An 18,377-nucleotide genomic window follows, 5' to 3' on the forward strand; every position below is an offset into this window, starting at 1 on the left:
ATTTAATTGGTGATAAAATGGGTAGGCCTGGGGTGCTGCTGGCCTACACTTCTAAGTCGATGTCGAACTCCTCGTTCCAAGGCAGGCCGTGGATGTTGAGTTGTTCCATGAATGGGTCGGGGTCGAATTCCTCTACATTCCACACGCCCGGTCGCTTCCAAATGCCTTGCACCAGCATCATGGCGCCAATCATGGCGGGCACACCCGTGGTGTAGCTCACGCCCTGCATGCCCGTTTCTTGGTAGGCGTCTTGGTGTTTGCAGTTGTTGTAGACGTAGTAGGTGCGCTCCTTGCTGTCTTTCACGCCGCGAATGCGACAGCCGATGGAGGTTTCGCCATCGTAGTTCTCGCCCAGGTCTTGCGGGTTGGGCAGCACGGCTTTGAGGAATTGCAGCGGCACGATGTTCACCTTGGCCGTCTTTGTGGGGTCTTCGGTCAGTGGCGCTTCGTAGCTGATGGCGTCGATGCGTGCCATGCCAATCTGCTGAATGACGTCCAAATAGTTGAGGTATTGCTTTCCGAAGGTCATCCAGAAGCGCGCCTGTTTGATGGTGGGATAGTTTTTCACCAGCGACTCCAACTCCTCGTGGTGCATGAGATAGCTGTCGCGTGGGCCGATGTTGGGGTAGGTAATGTCGCGGTGCACGGCCAGTGGTTCAGTTTCAATCCATTGTTCATCCTTGTAATAAAGTCCCTTTTGTGTGATTTCGCGAATGTTGATTTCGGGATTGAAGTTCGTTGCAAAGGCCTTGTGGTGGTTGCCTGCATTGCAATCGACGATGTCTAATTGATGGATTTCGTCAAAGTAATGCTTTGCGGCATAGGCCGTGTAGATGCCCGAAACGCCTGGATCGAAACCACATCCTAAAATGGCAGTGAGCCCAGCCTGCTCGAACTTTTCTTTGTAGGCCCATTGCCAGGAGTATTCAAAGTGGGCTTCGTCTTTGGGTTCGTAGTTGGCCGTGTCCAAGTAGTTGCATCCGCATGCCAAGCAAGCCTCCATGATGGTGAGGTCTTGATAAGGCAAAGCCAGGTTGACAACCAAGTCGGGTAGATAGCTTTTGAATAATGTTTTTAGCTGTTCTACGTTATCGGCATCCACCTCGGCCGTTTCAATTGGCATGGTGTATCCCTTGTCGTGGATAGCTTTCACGAGTCTGTCGCATTTCTCTTTGTGATGGCTGGCAATCATCAGTTCCGAGAACACATCCGTGTTTTGTGCCATTTTAAATGCTGCAACGGTAGCCACTCCGCCAGCACCAATCATCAAAATTCTGCTCATATCTTTTTGTTTATTTCATCTGCTTTTATACCCAAAGCGCTCATCAGCGAATAGCCCAATAGCTCTTGGCGAAAGTTTCCGCCCGGCATGGGTTCCATGGCAAACAGAGTTATGCGCTTCGTGTCGTCGTCGGCATGGCGCAACAACTGGCGCAAGCGGTCATAAGCCGTTCCCGTTTCGCTGTCAGTAATAAGCATCACGCGCTTCACCTCATCGTGGTGCAACAGCGTTTCCATCACTTCTTCGAAATATCTTTCTTTGCTGATGGTATCGTCTGTGCCCACGCTCGTCACCGTGAATTCGCCCAAGTGAGCATCGTTGAAAGCCTTTGCGTTGAGGGTGTGGCTGAAGTTTCCCGGTTCGAAATGTGCCATTTCTTCCCGTTGCTTGTCGTGAACCAGCACCACTTGCACATCGTTTTTCCCTTCGCGCACGCCGCCATCCAAGGCCACGCAAACGGCCCATTGTGCAAAGTCGGCTTTGGGAAGGGCGCGGTTGAGCATGCGTTCAAAATTAACAATGAGATTAAAAGCTACAGAATCAACATAATCAGCATCGACGATAATGATGTTTTCGCTCATAGCGATGTTGCCATTTTCCTGTGAATTCATGCCACAAAGTTAGTGTTTTAATTTGAGATTATCATGGGTGGTAATATTTTTTTTACTACCTTTGCCCCGCTACAAATAGTAAACAATGTTAAACAAAAGATTTTAATAAAAGATGACATCTTTAACTATTGCGATTATCGTGGTCTTTGTCGTGGGCTATCTGTTTATAGCCCTTGAGAGTGTCACGAAAGTAAACAAGGCGGCCGTTGCTTTATTGATGTTTGTGGGCTGTTGGACGCTCTTTATGTGCAGCCCCGAGAGCTATCTTTCGGGCTTCAATGGTCACGACTTGGTCAATCAAGTGAGCACCATCATCGAGCATCATCTCGGCGGCACCAGCACCACGTTGTTCTTTCTTATGGGAGCCATGACGATTGTCGAGATTGTCGATCAGAACGGAGGTTTCAACTGGGTGCAGTCGCGTATCAGCACCAAGAGCAAGCGTTCGTTGTTGTGGAAAATAGCCTTTATGACCTTTTTCCTATCGGCCATCCTCGACAACCTCACCACTTCCATCGTGATGGTTATGATTTTGCGCAAGTTGGTGTTCGACAAAAAAGACCGACTCATCTATGCTTCGTTGGTGATTATCGCTGCCAATTCGGGCGGTGCTTTCTCACCCATTGGCGATGTCACCACCATCATGCTGTGGAACAAAGGCTCCATCACAGCCTTAGGGGTTATCAGCGAGATTTTTGTTCCATCGCTCATCTCGCTCATTGTCCCCACGCTCATCTTGCAATATCAGCTAAAGGGCGAGCTGGGGAGCGAGGAAGCTGCTGTTTATGACGTGCGTGCCGGTGAGATGCTCGAGTTTAACAGCTTGCAAAGAAAAGTTATTTTTGCCATCGGTGTGGGCGGATTAATGTTCGTTCCCGTGTTTAAATCCATCACCCATCTGCCACCGTTTGTCGGCATTTTGTTCGTCTTAGGAATGCTTTGGACCATCACCGAAGTGTTCTATCGCCAGTTGCATCGCTATCATGCGGGCATGACTTTCCAAAAAAGAGTGACCAATTTGCTGAGCCGCATCGACATGAGCACCATCTTGTTCTTCCTCGGAATTCTCATGGCTGTGGCTTGTTTAGAGGAGATTGGCGTGCTCACTTCGCTTGGCGGAACACTCAACACCACTTTCGATAACAACCATTATATGGTGACGGGCATCATCGGTGTGCTCTCAAGCATCGTCGACAACGTGCCTTTAGTAGCCGGATGTATGGGCATGTATCCCATCGCTCCTTCAGGCGACATGGCTGTTGATGGCATCTTTTGGCAACTCCTTGCCTACTGTGCCGGTGTGGGCGGCAGCATCTTAATCATCGGAAGTGCAGCCGGAGTGGTTGTCATGGGTTTGGAGAAAATCACCTTTGGCTGGTATATGAAGCGCATCACCTGGATTGCTTTCGTGGGCTATTTGGCCGGAATCGTGAGCTATTGGGTCATCCGCACCTTCCTTATCACCACGCCCATTTAAACTTTTTGTTGAACAAAGATAGGCCTTCGTGCCTTTCTCATCCTTATAAAAGGAGCAAATCCATGTCAGATTTGCTCCTTTTATAATGTTTATATGCTTTGAAATCGACTCCGTTCTCCTGCTTGTCAACTAATTCCTCTCTACAATGTTCATATACTTTGGGCAATTCGGATTAGGAACATCCTTATACAAGTAGGTTTAAAATTGGCAGGACTTTACCATTAGTAATCACTTCTTTGAACTTATCCATTGGTAACCCACATTTCTTACGTCGCTTGAGTTCTTTTTCAAACTGGTGTGTAGTTCGTAATTTATAGGCCATCAGATGCCCAGTTTGGTAAACAGCTCATCTGCATTGGCATATTCGTTGATGCGCCCTTGCTCTTTGTCTTCAAGTGCTTGTTCGTAGGCGGTGCGCTTCACTGTGGTCTTATGCACCGTCCATCTCATACGTTTGACGAGAGACTTCAATAACGAACTATCAGCTTTGGGTATCTCCAAAGAAAAAGTATCTGTCGCTGTATGATTGATATCCATAGTCTATCCTCCTGTTTAATTCGTTCTGATTGCAAATATAGTCCTTTGCTTTGAGATTTGCAAGAGAATAAAAGAAAAAGCACCAAATGATAGCTCAAATGGTATTTGCGTTCGTTTGAATTATTCTTCTAACTATAATCACATTGGTTAGTTAGTGTATAAACGAACTACTGGAGAACAAAACTAACGATGCCAACGCGCGCTACCGCTGATAGACAACGTTATCATGAACTTATGTTCTGCTTTTACGGCCTATTGCTTCTTTGGTAATAAGCCCGCTTATTTATTCTATCTCTTTTTCTATCTCATTGGGGTCTTTGAAACTTTTTACATAAGTTCCGTTGCGAAAATAATGGTAAAGCGCATAATTTACCTCTTTGAGGGTCAAACCTGTTAAGGCAAAATAGAAGGAGTCGATATATTTTCCCCTCAATTTTGTCTTATAATCCTTTGTATCTATCATCAGCATAGGGAATTCTTTGTTAACGGACTTAAATATGTCATCATAAATATTCGATATGACCAGTACGTCAATTCCCTTAGCCTTATATCGTTTGGTTAAGGCTGTTGGAGAAGTACAAAAAGGAGATTTACAAAATGGAGTATAATTATACACAATCACTTTCTTATGTGTTAGAACATATTCCTTTACCTGTTCTACGGTTACAGCATATACATTCGCGTAGTCGGATATGCTATCGATGTTGCCTTTGTAATGGATAACCTTTGCTTGTTCTCTCTTTGACAAATGCGTATAACCTGATGTCAGTCCCGAAATCTGACAAGAAGTCAGGACGAAGCAAGTTAAAAACGCATGTAAAATATAGTTTCTCATCATTTTGTTTTAATTAAACATTATATTTCCCAAATCTCTTCATAGAGCTATCCCATGAATAAATCCCTTTCAAGAACAGTCAATTTTTCCTCTTTCCCATGAGTGGTGCAGAGCATGTAGATTGTCACACCAAACAGCACAACTGCAAATATAGTTACTTTGTTTGAACTTTCATCATTTTATTTTTATAAATGCTATTGTCGATGTTTTCCCGCCTCTTTTTTGTGTCGGCGAAAGTAATTAACAAAACCAGCCCTATTGCATGGCAATCTCTATCATTTTACCTGATAAAGTGGACTACATTCTTCACCAATATGGCCTTGTTTACGCCGTTATGGTGGATATCTTTTGTGAAGCGTGAAGCAATATTATTGCGGAAAGGGGCGCTGCAGAAATCTTGAATACTGCAAAAAGTATGCGGATTGACACAAAAATGTGCTCTTATATGCAATTATCTTCGTCAAAAAGCACCTGAAATTATGATTTTTTACTATATTTGCAGCACTAAAAATAACGGCGATACATTATGAAAAATCAGAAGATATATGAGCCCGAAGATAAGATGATTGATATCATCCGTGATAATTGCGACATCTTACAAAGTCTTGGTGGCTTTGGCATTAGTTTGGGTTTCGGCGATAAAACCGTGCAAGAGGTGTGCGAAAGCGAGGACGTTGACACCTATACGTTCTTGGCTATTGTTAATCTTGCCATTAATGGTTATTATCGAAAGGACGAGGCCGAGAACATCTCTGTGCCCACTTTGCTCAAATATCTCAAGGCCTCGCATGCCTATTACATTGAGTTCCAGTTGCCTTTCATGCGCAAAGAACTGGCCGAAGCGTTGGACGAAAACGACAGCTTGGCACAGTTTATTTTGAAGCTTTACGACGAGAATGCGCATGAAATCATTAAGCACATGCGCTATGAAGAGAAGACCGTGTTCCCCTATGTAGAGCAGTTGTTGAAGGGGGTAGTGATGAACAATTACGATGTCAACACCTTTTCGCAGCACCATCGCCAGGTGGAGCAGCGTCTTTCCGAACTGAAGAGCATCATTATTAAATATCTGCCGTCGGACGAATTGCACAACAACCTGCTCACTGCCACGCTCTATGACATCTACAACAGTGAGGCCTGGCTCAATCAACACTCGGATGTCGAAGACAAAATCTTTATGCCTGCCATTCGACAGTTGGAGAAAAACCTCAGTCAACAAGGTGTTTCGTTGAACATTGCCAATATGCTCAATCCCACAATGCCTGCTGAAGAGAAGCTGAGCGACCGCGAAAGAGAAATTATTATTGGTATCGTGAAAGGCTTGAGCAATAAAGAAATTGCCGACGAGCTCTGCATTTCGGTGAACACGGTGATTACGCACCGCCGCAACATCGCACGGAAATTGCAAATCCATTCGCCCGCCGGACTCACCATTTATGCGATTGTCAACCATTTGGTCGACATCTCAAACGTAAAGCTATAAACGCGTTTTTCCTTTTGTTCGACAAGCAGGACAAATGCCTTTCACGATGAGTTGCACTTGTTGAACAAGGTAATCGGCCGGCAAGGTGAGTGTGGGTAAGGGTGTTTCGCGCAGGCAAAAGGTGCGGTGACACTGCTCACAAAAGAAATGAACATGTGCATCTTCGTCGTTGTCGGCATGCTTTGCATGGCAAAGCTCATATTTCACACTGCCCGTTCCATCGTCTAATGCGTGCACAAGATGGTGTGCATAGAAAAGATTGAGTGTGCGCGAGATGCTCGATTTGTCTATGGATTGAATTTGTTGCTCTATCTCTTTCATCGAAAGGGGCGACGCAGCGTTCGCTAACGTGGCCGCAATGAGCAATCGGTTGGCTGTCGGGCGAATGTCGTGGGCAGCTAAAAGTGCGGTGAAAGCTTGATGGTTCATACGAAAAACACCATTTAAACGAGGCTGTTAAAGCGCGTGGTTGTGCACTAAGTTGCGCCCGGCATCAATGCGTAGGAAGATGAAAAGCAAGAAGGTGAAGCCCCATAACGACGACCCCCCATAGCTAAAGAAGGGCAAGGGAATGCCGATGACGGGCGTTAAGCCTAACACCATGCCCACATTGATAAATACATGGAAGAGGAAAATGCTCAACACGCAGTAACCATAGATGCGTCCAAAGCTAAAAGGTTGTCGCTCGGCTAAGTGGATAAGTCGCAGAATGAGCAATAAAAAGAGTATCAACACGCCCGCCGAACCAAAGAAACCTTCTTCTTCGCCCACAGTACAAAAGATGAAATCGGTGTCTTGTTCGGGCACAAACTTCAACTTGGTTTGTGTACCATTCAAAAAGCCTTTACCCTGAAGACCACCCGACCCAATGGCAATCTCGCTCTGATGCACATTGTAGCCGGCGCCATTCAGGTCTTCGTCTAAGCCTAAGAGCACGTTGATGCGCACGCGTTGGTGGGGCTCAAGCACGTGGTTGAGCACGTAGTCGGCCGAATAAAAGAAGGTGAGTGAGCCAAGAGCGAAGGCCGCAATGAAGAGATAGTTGTTGAGACGTGTGCGCAACCAGGCATAAAGCAGATAGCCCACCATGACCAGTGCGAGGCTGAGTTGCACCCAGACAATATCGAAATGGATGACATAATTTGAGCATAAAAGGAACAGTGAGGTGACACCTAAGCTCGCACTTAACATGAGCCACATCGCTTTTTTCTGCCGACAATACACCCTCACCATAATCGATGAGAAGATTTGTACCAATAAAAGTACAATGAAAACTCCCATCGAAGTCGGTGTTTGAAATAGCGTCACATGTTCGAATTTGATGCCCACCACAAAATAAATCACCATGGCCACGCCGGTGAACAGGATGCTGCCTGGCATGCCTTCGCGGTAGAACATCAGGAAGAACGAGAGATAGACCAAGGCCGACCCCGTTTCTTTTTGGGCTATGATGAAGAGCATGGGGAGCAAAACTACTCCGCAGGCCGCCGCAAAATCTTTCCATCGTTGGATGTTAAAGTTATATCCACCCATGAGTTTTGCTATGGCTAAGGCCGTGGCAAACTTTGCAAATTCGGCAGGTTGCAAGCGCAAAGGACCTAAAACGAGCCACGAACGCGAGCCTTTTATCTCGTGTGGATTGAAAATGGTGAGGAAAAGGAGGAGCAGAAGCGCTGCATAGATGACGTAGGCAAAGGTGTCATAGAAGCGATCATCCAGCAAAAGTAGCACCAAGCCTAAAAATAAAGAGGTGCCTATCCATACAATCTGCATGCCCGAACGGGTGGAAAGGCTGAAAATATCGGTGTCGCCATAGGTGTAGCTGGCACCACAAACGCTCACCCATCCGAAGATGAGTAGCGCAATGTAGATGGCGACTGTCCACCAATCGATGGCGCGTAACACACTGGTTTGTCTATCTGTTGTGCGAACCATAAGCTATTCTGCGATGTTGTAAAGCATCGGCCATGTGTTGAGCCGATGGAGATAATTTCCCGGTTAGATATTGTTCGAAAAGCACTCCGGCAATGGGCACGGCAAAATCGGCACCGAAACCACCATTTTCCACATACACGGCAATGGCTATCTTGGGCTGATTCATGGGAGCAAAACCCATGAAAACGGAGTGGTCTTGTCCTCTGTTCTGTGCGGTTCCCGTCTTTCCGCAAATGTCAAAGGGTAGATGTCCCAAGGCTTTGCAGGTGCCCCTGAGTGCCGAAGAACGCATGCCAGCCACCACAGTTTGATAGGCTCGTGGCTTAGCCATGGTGACATGACGGCGCGTGTAGAGAGTGTCTAAAGGCAGACCTTGCACTTTTCTCACTACGTGGGGCACGTAGAAATAGCCACGATTGGCAATGGTTGCGCCAAGGTTGGCAATCTGTAGGGGGGTGAGGTTGACTTCTCCTTGGCCAATAGAGATGCTAATAACGGTCAATCCGTTCCAAGAATTGTGATAAGCGCGATCATAAAACGAGGCATTGGGGATGAGACCGCGCTTCTCTCCCGGCAGATCGACGCCCAATTTGTAGCCAAATCCCATGCTGACCATGTAGTCGCGCCAGCGATTCATCGCTGCATCTACGTTGGGATATTTGCGCCGGTTGCCCATCATGTAGTAGAGTCCCCAGCAAAAATAGGCGTTACACGACGTGCTGATGGCCTCGATTAAGTTTAAAGGTGAGGCATGTCCGTGGCAACCTACGTGCAGACCGCGATAATAAAAGCCATGATGGCAGGTGAACATCGTGGTGGGATGGATGATGCCTTCGCTGAGATAGGTGAGTGCCTGTGTGGTTTTGAAGGTCGACCCCGGCGGATATTGTCCCATGATAGAGCGGTTGAGTAGCGGCTTCCACACGTTGCGTGAGAGGGCAAGATGGGCTTTACTGCGATTTCTTCCGACTAATGTTCTCGGGTCATAGGTGGGCGATGAAGCCATAGCCAACACCTCTCCGGTAGAAGGTTCGATGGCAACAATGCTGCCAATCTTTCCTTCTAAGAGTCTTTCGGCTAAGGCTTGCAACGGAATATCAAGGCTTAGTGTGAGGTTTTTTCCGGCAACAGGCTGATGATCGAGCTTGCCATTTTGATAGCTTCCTTGCACTCTTCCGTGTGCATCGCGCAGCATAATCTTAATACCTTTTTCGCCTCTGAGCTCCTTTTCATAATAGCGTTCTACACCCAGTTTGCCGATATAATCGCCTGGCTGATAGTAATTATCTTCTTCTATGTTGGATGGTGAGACCTCACCCACATCACCTAAGACGTGAGCGGCATAAGGATAGGTGTATTGTCGCACACTTCTTCGTTGCACGTAGAAGCCTGGAAAGCGAAACATCTTCTCACGGAAAACACTAAATTCTTTGTCGGAGAGTTGGGGCATGAAGAGCTGTTCGGTGAACCGACTATAGCCAGGATTTTTGTTTCTATCCTTAATATCATCCATGCGCTTGATGAAATAGGCTTTTGTTATGCCTAAGGTGTTACAGAAATCCAAGGTGTCAAGGCGGTTCTTTGCTTCGTTCATGACCACCATAATGTCATAGGACGGTTGGTTATAGACCATCAACTTCCCGTTTCTATCATAGATGGCACCGCGTGAGGGATAGTCTATTTTCTTCAAGAAGGCGTTACTATCGGCGTTTTTCTTAAAGTCATCACTTAACAACTGAATCGTGAAAAGGCGGATGATATAGATGAACACGATAGTTAAGGCTATACCACCAATGACGAAACGACGATTATCTAAATTGAAATCCTTCACGAATGCAAACTGAACCTAAATGAAATTTAAAAGTTGAATATCTTTTTTGATGAGTGCTTTGGAGTGTTGTGCTCTTGTTATCTCGATCGAAACACTTCAATGGTGATAATGAGAACCGACGTGATTGCCATGCTTCCTCCCACATTCTCTATCCATTGTAGCCAATTAAAGAAATTGAAACTTTCGAGCGTGAAAAAGCATAAGCAATAAATAAGCACCATCATCAAGGTGTAATAAATAAAGCGTGCCGTACCTAAAGTTGCTATCGAAGGTATAAATTCGTCAGTATTATCGCGTTGAATAAACAGCAATAATAGCTGAGGTTGGATGAGACCCAGCAACGTGAGCGAAGCCATGGTTACGCCAGGTGTGTTGGAAAAGATATCCATGATGGCGCCCATCACGAAGCTAAATAGCAGAGCTAAGCTACGAGATATGCCACGTGGAAAGCGCAATACTACATAAATGTAAAGTAATGGGGTTGCTAAGTTGAACAAATGGATATGATTGAATACCAGCACTTGCCCTAACATCAGTATGAAAAAGATGGCGATTTCTCTTACTATTTGTAGATTCATACGCAAAATTCTCTAACAATGGTCATTATTTCTCTCCACCATTTTTAACTCGCATCGAGTCTTCTACTGCACGGAGAATATCCATTTGTTCTGCAAAAGCACTATTATCTACAACGAAGACATCACGAAGTGTGCCAAAGTTTGTCGATAGTTGGAGCTGCAAGCGATAAGACATTTGGTCGGGAGAGTTATATACATGCAAGATTTTTCCTACAGGAATACCTGCTGGGAACACTGAAGAGTAGCCACTGGTAACCACGTTTTCGTAGAGTCTGAAGTGGGCATGACGTGGAATATCATCAACAAAAGCTCGACTGATATCACCGCCAGTCCAATGTAAATAGCCAAAATAGCCTCGATTTTCAATCACACAACTGATGCTGGATTGTGAACTGAGCACGGGAATAACCACAGCATAGTGTTCGGAGGTGAGATAGACAATGCCTACAACCCCTGTACCACAAACGACACCCATATCGCGTTTTATACCATCGCGTGCACCTTTGTCAATCGTTAAAAGGTTATCGCGTTTGTTCAAAGAAGCGTGGACAATCTTCGCAGGGATAAGTTTATAGGGGGCTAAGCGTTGTAATAATGCACTTGCATGTGCCAATGAATCGGCAATAGAATCTTCTTTTTGTGCATTTAAAGCTTGTAGTCTGTGGGCTAAATAAAGGTTCTCTTGCGTCAACTCTTCATTGATTGTTGCTAATTGGAAATAGGATTTTACCTTGGCACTTTGCTCATAAAACTTTCCTGAGACAGCGTTGGCTGAAGTGAACCAAACGCTACCTTGGTAGCTATTGAATTGGAATAGCAACACAAAACTAATGGCTTCTAAGACTAAAAATAGAAACCAATAGCTGTATTTCGAAAGAAAGTTTAAGAGGTTATGCATGTATATCCTGTATAAAGCAACAAGTGTTAGCAGTCGAACTTAAAGAAACTACCAACACCTGCCTTATTGATTAACGCATCAAGAAAGAGAAACGTTCCACATTTTTTAAGGCAATTCCTGCGCCTCTTGCTACGCTATGTAAGGGATCGTCGGCGATGTGGAAAGGAATATTAATCTTGTCTGTCAAACGTTTGTCTAAGCCTCGCAACAAAGCTCCACCGCCTGTAAGATAGATTCCATTGCGAACAATGTCGGCATAGAGCTCAGGTGGTGTGTTCTCCAATGCTGAAAGTACAGCATTTTCAATCTTCGAGATGGTCTTATCTAAGCAATGTGCAATCTCTTGATAGCATACAGGAACCTCCATTGGCAATGCCGTTATGCGATTAGGACCATGCACAACGAAGTCTTCTGGGCCTTCTTCGCCTAAATCTGTCAATGCAGAACCGACGTGAATCTTAATACGCTCGGCCATTCTTTCGCTCACCTTCACGTTGTGTTGACGGCTCATATACTCCTGAATATCGGCAGTTAGGTCGTCACCAGCGGTGCGAATGGAGTTGTTACTCACGATACCTCCTAAAGAAATCACTGCAATTTCGGTGCTACCACCGCCGATATCAACAATCATATTGCCCTCGGGTGCTTCGACGTCAATACCGATACCGATAGCTGCAGCCATAGGTTCGAAGATTAAGTACACGTCACGTCCATTGGCATGTTCTGCGCTATCGCGGACCGCACGCAACTCAACTTCGGTAGAACCCGATGGAACTCCGATTACCATTCGTAATGAAGGAGACCACAAACGACGCCCAGAATGTACCATTCTAATGAGCCCTCGCATCATTTGTTCACAGGCAGTAAAGTCGGCAATAACACCATTTCGCAAAGGTCTTATGGTGCGAATATTGTCGTGAGTCTTTTCATACATCATCTTTGCTTGCGACCCAACAGCAATCATTTTGTCTGTACGACGATCGAGAGCAACGACAGAAGGCTCGTCAACCACAATCTTATCATCACTCGTAATGATGGTGTTGGCGGTGCCAAGATCCATTGCTATTTCTTGGATAAAAGAAAAAAATCCCATATAATGTGCTTAATTATTTTACAAACCATTGATGGATAGCGGTGTCATAATGACTGCTAACGGCAAATGCACGCGCTGCAAATTCGCGGCGTTCTTCGATTGTTGTCTCGGCACCCTGTTGCTGAAGTAAGTGCAAAAGCTTGCCGTATTCGGCTTTACTGGGCACGATAACGACATCTTTATAGTTCTTTGCAGCTGCTCGAATCAAGGAAATACCGCCGATATCAATCTTTTCAATGATGTCAGCTTCGCTTGCTCCTGATGCTACTGTCTGCTCAAATGGGTACAAATCCACTACTACCAAGTCGATAGCGGGTATTTCATATTGTGCCATTTGTGCCTGATCTTCAGCTAAATCTCTGCGACCTAAAATGCCTCCGAATATCTTTGGATGCAGCGTTTTCACGCGACCTCCCAAGATAGACGGGTAACTTGTGATGCTTTCTACCGTTTGACAAGCATAACCTAACGACTCAATAAACTGCTGGGTTCCACCTGTTGAAAGGAATTTCACGCCCTCTTCATGCAGTTTAGCCAACAATTCCTCTAAGCCATCTTTATGGAAGACCGATATCAATGCAGTCTTTATTTTTCTTATTTCAGCCATTATTTTATTCAAAAAAGTTCACATATTTACTCGCAAAGGTACTAAAATAAGCTGACAGACCTTCGGAAACATTTAAAAAATTGTGTTTTATTTAGCTGCATCTCGCTCTTCTTCAACTTTTTTAGCAACCTCAAGAAGCTTGATAGCATCTACATATTGTGCGATACCTTGTGCCACATCTTTAGCCGCTTTCATGGCCAGTACCACCGTTTGTGGACGATGTACCACATCGCCTCCAGCGAAAACACCACGCCGAGTGGTCATCCCCATGGGGCGATCCACCACCTTAATATAGCCTTTTTCATCCACTTCTATGCCAGCTGTGCTGCGAATGATGCGGTTTGCAGGCTTGCTTCCGATAGCTAAAAACACACGATCAAAAGGTTTTTCCTCTTCTCCTGCAGGCGTTTTCAGTCTACAGGCCGCCAAACGTCCATTCGACCCCGCAATAAACTCAGTAACTATCGTTTGCCATTCGAACTTCACACCCTCGGCAATAGCTTGCTCATATTCTGCCTTTATAGCAGGCATTTCAGCCTCTGTGCGGCGATAAAGCACCATAACATCTGCACCTAAGCGAATAGCTGTGCGTGCTGTGTCCATGGCAACATTACCACCTCCGATGACAGCTACGCGTTCTCCTTTTCTAAGGGGAACGGCATTGCGGCTGATTGCGCCCTCGTTAAAGCTGTTTACGTTGTGTAAGAAATACGTACTTTGGCTCACACCGCGTAACGTTGCTCCAGGGGTTGTATCCATATTTTGTGGTACTGCTGTCCCTGTTCCAATAAAAATGGCATCAAAGCCTTGTTTAAAAAGGCTATCGATATTGTTGTCTCCCTCACCAATAAGGGTGTTGCATTTGAAGTTTACCCCCAAGGCGGCAATCTTTTCTATTTCAGCTCGAACTACTTTCTTAGGCAAACGATATTCGGGAATACCATACATCAATACGCCTCCGGGCTCATTTTGTTCCTCGTAAATCGTAACATTAAAGCCAATGCGTGCTAAATCACCTGCTACAGTGAGCCCTGCTGGTCCCGAACCAATCACAGCTATCTTGCCACGATCCTTTTGTGGTAGCGGTTCTCGCGTGAGATTCATCTCCGTATCGAAGTCTGCTATGAACTGTTCTATCTTACCTATTTGGATAGGTATATTCTTTTTGTTGAGCACACAATGTCCTTGACATTGCTTTTCGTGTGGACAAACACGTCCACAGATGGCAGGAAGGTTGCTCTTCTCATTAATAATTCGCATGGCATCTCCTAAATTTCCCATTGTCAAGGCATGGATAAATTGGGGAATATCGTTCTCTATGGGGCAACCTTTTCGGCAAAGTGGCACCTTACATTGCAAGCATTTCTTAGCCTCGGCCACTGCTTCTCGCAAGGTAAATCCCTCATCTACCACTTGAAATGTGTTTTTTCCTTCTGTTGTCATTGTATGATATTGCTCAAATTTATGTTAGCAAGAGGTAGGATAGCAATCGTTCTTCTATCCTTATTGCACCACCATTATTTTATGATACATAAAAAAGCGAGGGACGACACCCCTCGCTTTCTGCACCACGCAGTGTCTTTTGTGACGTTTAGCCCAAATATTTCATTAAAATTTTTGCGTAACCGCTATCGCGAAGTTTTGCAATACTCTTCTCTCTTATCTGGCGAACGCGTTCACGAGTAAGCCCCAGTTGGTCACCAATCTCTTCCAAACCCTTCTCGTGACAGCTGATACCAAAGCACTCGCGAATAATGGTTATCTCGCGGTCTTTGAGTACTTTGCGTAACACCGACTCTAATTCAAGAGCCATAGACTCATGGTCTACCTGTCGGTCCGTACGACTATCCTCCCCACTGGCCATCACATCAACCATACTATTGTCTTCACCTTCCTGGAAAGGAGCATCAATACTCACGTGATGACTGTCGGCCATGAGGCTCTGATCAATCTTCTCTTCATCGATTTTTGTGGCGTGTGAGAGCTCCGACAAAGATGGCTTGCGCTGATTTTCCTGCTCAAACTTGTTGATTTCGCGATTAATTTTGTTTAGCGACCCCACTTGATTTAAGGGCAAACGCACAATGCGGCTCTGTTCAGCAATAGCTTGGAGGATGCTTTGGCGTATCCACCAAACGGCATATGAAATGAATTTAAAGCCACGTGTCTCATCAAACTTTTCGGCAGCCTTCACCAATCCTATGTTACCTTCATCGATAAGATCGGTTAATGATAGCCCCTGATGCTGATATTGTTTTGCAACTGACACCACAAAACGCAGATTAGCGGTCACCAATTTTTCTTTAGCCCGTTCGCCTTCACGTCCACCTTTTTTAATTTTCTGTGCCAATTCAATCTCTTCATCAATAGAAATTAAAGGGGCACGTCCAATTTCAACGAGGTATTTATCCAACGCTTCACTCGAACGGTTTGTAATACTTTTCTGAATTTTTAGCTGTCTCATTATACTTATTCTATAATCTTAAGTCTTGAAAAACAATCTTTTGCCAATGAAGTCTCTAGCAAAATGCGTGCAAAGGTACACATTATTATTATAAAATGCAATTTTCTTGTGTGCGATTTTTTTATTTTTAACACAAAAGCAAATCTCTTAAAGAGTGAAATGCTCAAGCACATACAGGATATTTTCGAGTCTCTTTCAACCCTTTTGTAGGATTAAATTTTATTGAACCTTTTTAAATAACGCAAGAAGATTATTTTTATTATCTTTGCACGAAATCTTTTTTGAACTCAGAAGTAGCTTTTTCAGGATAGGATATCATGCTACTTTTACAAAAACATTAATGCGAATGATTCAATTAAGACGACTTTTTTTAGTAGCGGTCATTCTTTTTCAATTGTCGATATTGATGATTGGGCAAGGGAGAAGTGGCGACATGGTCAACGCGCAGCTAACCGATTCCTTAAAAGCTACCCTGTTGCCGCAGCATGCTTTTAAGACAATCCCCCCTGGAAATTATAGTGGCCTGGCCTATTTAGGCGACGATTTATATGCCGTTGTGAGCGACAAAGGCGGACGTGCAGGCTTCTACATCTTTCATATTGCGCTCAATACGCGTGGCGAAATCATACAGATTGACAATCGGGGTTTTACAGAACTCCCTGGAATCAATCAAGACGAGGAGGCGATTGCTTATGACTCTGCGCGCCATCATATTTATATTGGTAACGAAGCCTCTGCAGAAATTATCGATTATGACTGTGAAAGCCGAATGGTGGTGCGCAAGACCATGGTCGAAGACTATCGCAAGCATGCGCCTGTCAATCGCGGAATCGAAAGTCTCACCTATGATGGTGTGCGCCAAAAGCTCTTCACCGTCAACGAATCGCCGCTTGTTACCGATAATGGTTTGTTGCTGCGACTGAAGCAATTCAATATGCATCTTGACGAAGAGAAGCAATATTCCTATTTAATTGACGCACCTTTAGAGGACTCCTCTAAACCCGATTTGCGTCATGCCTATGGCGTTTCCGAGTTGACAGCCCTCTCTGATGGCACTCTGTTGGTGTTAGAACGCGAGGTATATATTCGTCCTTTGTTTCTCAATAGCTGGGTGATGAATAAGCTGTTTCGCATCAAACCGGGCAATCCGAGAAAGCAATTCGTGGTGGGATGGCGCACATGGCTGAGGTTAGGCGATATTGATTTTGCCAATTATGAAGGTATGTGTGAAGGTCCATCCTTGCTCGATGGACGTCGTGTCATAGTGCTTTGTGCTGATAGTCAAAACCGGGCTAAGGGCGTTTTGAAAGACTATTTCAGAACGATTGTGGTCGAACCCTATCAAAAGAAGTAGTTCGTGTATGATGAATTTTCTGATAAACTTTGTTCAAAATAAACTATGATGCCGTTCATTGATATGTTGCTTTTGGCCGTTGCTGTGGCGATGGACTGCTTCACCATGGCCATAGCCAGTGGCATTATCATTAAGAAATTTCAGTGGCGCACCGCACTTTCCATGGCTTTCTTTTTTGGATTGTTCCAAATGGCGATGCCCCTTTTGGGTTGGTTTGCCATCAACTCGTTTGCCCATTATGTCGAAGCCTTCGACCATTGGATTGCTTTCGGGCTGTTAGCTTTCTTGGGTGGGCGCATGATTCGCGATGCCTATTTGCCCGAAGAACAGCGGAAGATGAACCCTTGCGAACTTAAAAATCAACTCATCTTGGGCGTAGCCACCAGCATTGATGCCTTAGCCATTGGCATTTCTTTTGCTTGTATGGGCTATCACCACGTCACAACACTCACGCAACCCTTGCTGCTCATTGGGGGAGTGACCTTCGTTTTAACCCTTTGGGGCATGAAATTGGGCACACGGTTTGGCGCACCTATCGAGCGAAAGCTCAAGCCTGCCTTGTTGGGGGGTATCATCCTCATTGCTATTGGCATCAAGGTTTTGATCACCCATCTTACAGCCTAAGGGGTAATTGCTGCCTACTTCCTCATAGGTTTTGAATCAATACCCATTCACGCTATTCCCTATTTCTTTGTTGTTTCTATCGCTTGCACGCGTTTCAGTGGATAGTGGGAGTTAAAATGGCCGTTTGCTAAGCACAGGAGTTCATCGTTCACCATCGTTTGTGTTTCCAAGCACTGTAAATCTTCAATGTGGCGCACCAACTTTTCCCTTTCTTCATGTAGCAAGAGTGCCTCGCGTCGTTCCTTACTTAACCGACAAAACACTTCCTCTTGCTCAATGCCTGCGAAGCGTCTGCCATGTTATTGTTGGATAACGAATCATGATGTTGCAACCTCTGTATGCGATTTTAATTTGTGATAACATTGATAGTGTTCCCCCAAAACCGTGATTTTGTCTTATGATAAATGGTGGTGTTGCATCCAACCATGATATATTTGTTCTGTGATAACTGTTGATGGTGTGCCTTACCCCGTGCTTTTGTCTTATAATAAATGGTGATATCGCATTCAACCATGATGTATTTGTTCTGTGATAACCACCAATGGTGTGCCTTACCCCGTGCTTTTGTCTTATGATAAACGATGGTGCCACATTCAACCATGATATATTTGTTCTGTGATAACCGCCAATGGTATGCTCAACCCCACCGGGGTTGTACTTTCGATAGCCCAGGGTTGCCGACGATAGGAGGCTACCCCGGGTAACAATGAATGAGGGAGGCTACCCCCTTGGGGGTTGTACTCTTTCATTATTCTTTCTCCCAATATA

General features: G+C 45.0%; 18 protein-coding genes. 4 read left to right on the forward strand and 14 right to left on the reverse strand.

Annotation, left to right across the window (positions count from 1 at the left end; all coding sequences use genetic code 11):
* Positions 1-43: 43 nt before the first annotated feature.
* Together X919_RS0100440 and X919_RS0100445 are read right to left on the reverse strand one after the other, a co-directional pair.
* Positions 44-1,282: a saccharopine dehydrogenase family protein gene (locus tag X919_RS0100440; protein WP_028898568.1), complete on the reverse strand. Its 1,239-nt coding sequence runs from the start codon at positions 1,280-1,282 to the stop codon at positions 44-46.
* Positions 1,279-1,893 (reverse strand): DUF6621 family protein, encoded by a 615-nt coding sequence (locus X919_RS0100445; protein ID WP_028898569.1) that lies wholly within the window; start codon positions 1,891-1,893, stop codon positions 1,279-1,281. Before X919_RS0100445 ends, X919_RS0100440 begins: the two co-directional genes overlap by 4 nt.
* A gap of 112 nt (positions 1,894-2,005) precedes the next feature.
* Here X919_RS0100445 and nhaD point away from each other — a divergent pair, with 112 nt between their 5' ends.
* Entirely contained in the window at positions 2,006-3,370 is a 1,365-nt protein-coding gene (gene nhaD, locus X919_RS0100450) for a sodium:proton antiporter NhaD (protein ID WP_028898570.1), read from the forward strand.
* Positions 3,371-3,691: 321 nt separating this feature from the next.
* Here the strand turns inward: nhaD and X919_RS0100460 are convergent, their stop codons facing one another.
* Positions 3,692-3,907: a hypothetical protein gene (locus X919_RS0100460; protein WP_028898571.1), complete on the reverse strand. Its 216-nt coding sequence runs from the start codon at positions 3,905-3,907 to the stop codon at positions 3,692-3,694.
* 283 nt (positions 3,908-4,190) lie between these two features.
* Complete coding sequence (locus tag X919_RS0100465) at positions 4,191-4,742, reverse strand: hypothetical protein (protein WP_028898572.1); 552 nt, start codon at positions 4,740-4,742, stop codon at positions 4,191-4,193.
* Between the two features lie 526 nt (positions 4,743-5,268).
* On the opposite strand from X919_RS0100465, the gene X919_RS0100475 reads away from it, so the two are divergent.
* A complete protein-coding gene (locus X919_RS0100475; protein ID WP_004380265.1) occupies positions 5,269-6,225 on the forward strand; it encodes a LuxR C-terminal-related transcriptional regulator in 957 nt (318 codons plus the stop codon).
* On the opposite strand, the gene X919_RS0100480 is transcribed toward X919_RS0100475, so the two are convergent.
* From X919_RS0100480 to X919_RS0100520, 9 genes are all read right to left on the reverse strand, one after another.
* A complete protein-coding gene (locus X919_RS0100480) occupies positions 6,220-6,654 on the reverse strand; it encodes a Fur family transcriptional regulator (protein WP_004380264.1) in 435 nt (144 codons plus the stop codon). The genes X919_RS0100475 and X919_RS0100480 overlap by 6 nt on opposite strands.
* A 27-nt stretch (positions 6,655-6,681) precedes the next feature.
* Positions 6,682-8,160, reverse strand: a complete 1,479-nt coding sequence (gene rodA, locus X919_RS0100485) for a rod shape-determining protein RodA (protein WP_028898574.1) — start codon at positions 8,158-8,160, stop codon at positions 6,682-6,684.
* The gene (gene mrdA, locus X919_RS0100490; protein WP_028898575.1) at positions 8,141-9,991 is read right to left on the reverse strand and encodes a penicillin-binding protein 2; all 1,851 of its coding nucleotides are present in this window, start codon (positions 9,989-9,991) and stop codon (positions 8,141-8,143) included. Before mrdA ends, rodA begins: the two co-directional genes overlap by 20 nt.
* A 77-nt stretch (positions 9,992-10,068) precedes the next feature.
* Positions 10,069-10,569 carry a rod shape-determining protein MreD gene (mreD, locus tag X919_RS0100495; protein ID WP_028898576.1) on the reverse strand — a complete coding sequence of 167 codons (501 nt, stop codon included), beginning with the start codon at positions 10,567-10,569 and terminating at the stop codon, positions 10,069-10,071.
* Positions 10,570-10,594: 25 nt separating this feature from the next.
* Positions 10,595-11,467 carry a rod shape-determining protein MreC gene (gene mreC, locus X919_RS0100500; protein WP_028898577.1) on the reverse strand — a complete coding sequence of 291 codons (873 nt, stop codon included), beginning with the start codon at positions 11,465-11,467 and terminating at the stop codon, positions 10,595-10,597.
* 70 nt (positions 11,468-11,537) lie between these two features.
* Positions 11,538-12,560, reverse strand: a complete 1,023-nt coding sequence (locus X919_RS0100505) for a rod shape-determining protein (RefSeq protein WP_004380259.1) — start codon at positions 12,558-12,560, stop codon at positions 11,538-11,540.
* A gap of 13 nt (positions 12,561-12,573) precedes the next feature.
* Complete coding sequence (locus tag X919_RS0100510; protein ID WP_028898578.1) at positions 12,574-13,167, reverse strand: IMP cyclohydrolase; 594 nt, start codon at positions 13,165-13,167, stop codon at positions 12,574-12,576.
* An 87-nt stretch (positions 13,168-13,254) separates the two neighbouring features.
* Positions 13,255-14,610, reverse strand: coding sequence for an NAD(P)-dependent oxidoreductase (locus X919_RS0100515; protein WP_028898579.1), 1,356 nt, complete (start codon positions 14,608-14,610; stop codon positions 13,255-13,257).
* Positions 14,611-14,758: 148 nt separating this feature from the next.
* Positions 14,759-15,631: a sigma-70 family RNA polymerase sigma factor gene (locus tag X919_RS0100520; protein ID WP_028898580.1), complete on the reverse strand. Its 873-nt coding sequence runs from the start codon at positions 15,629-15,631 to the stop codon at positions 14,759-14,761.
* Positions 15,632-15,977: 346 nt separating this feature from the next.
* Between X919_RS0100520 and X919_RS0100530 the strand changes: the two genes are divergently transcribed.
* Positions 15,978-16,985 (forward strand): esterase-like activity of phytase family protein, encoded by a 1,008-nt coding sequence (locus X919_RS0100530; RefSeq protein WP_253270056.1) that lies wholly within the window; start codon positions 15,978-15,980, stop codon positions 16,983-16,985.
* 45 nt (positions 16,986-17,030) lie between these two features.
* Positions 17,031-17,609 (forward strand): manganese efflux pump MntP, encoded by a 579-nt coding sequence (locus X919_RS0100535; protein ID WP_371212579.1) that lies wholly within the window; start codon positions 17,031-17,033, stop codon positions 17,607-17,609.
* A gap of 346 nt (positions 17,610-17,955) precedes the next feature.
* Here the strand turns inward: X919_RS0100535 and X919_RS0100540 are convergent, their stop codons facing one another.
* The gene (locus tag X919_RS0100540) at positions 17,956-18,210 is read right to left on the reverse strand and encodes a hypothetical protein (protein WP_028898583.1); all 255 of its coding nucleotides are present in this window, start codon (positions 18,208-18,210) and stop codon (positions 17,956-17,958) included.
* Between the last annotated feature and the right edge of the window lie 167 nt (positions 18,211-18,377).

This window comes from Prevotella sp. HJM029 (assembly GCF_000599605.1).
In the GTDB taxonomy this organism is placed as follows: Bacteria; Bacteroidota; Bacteroidia; order Bacteroidales; family Bacteroidaceae; genus Prevotella.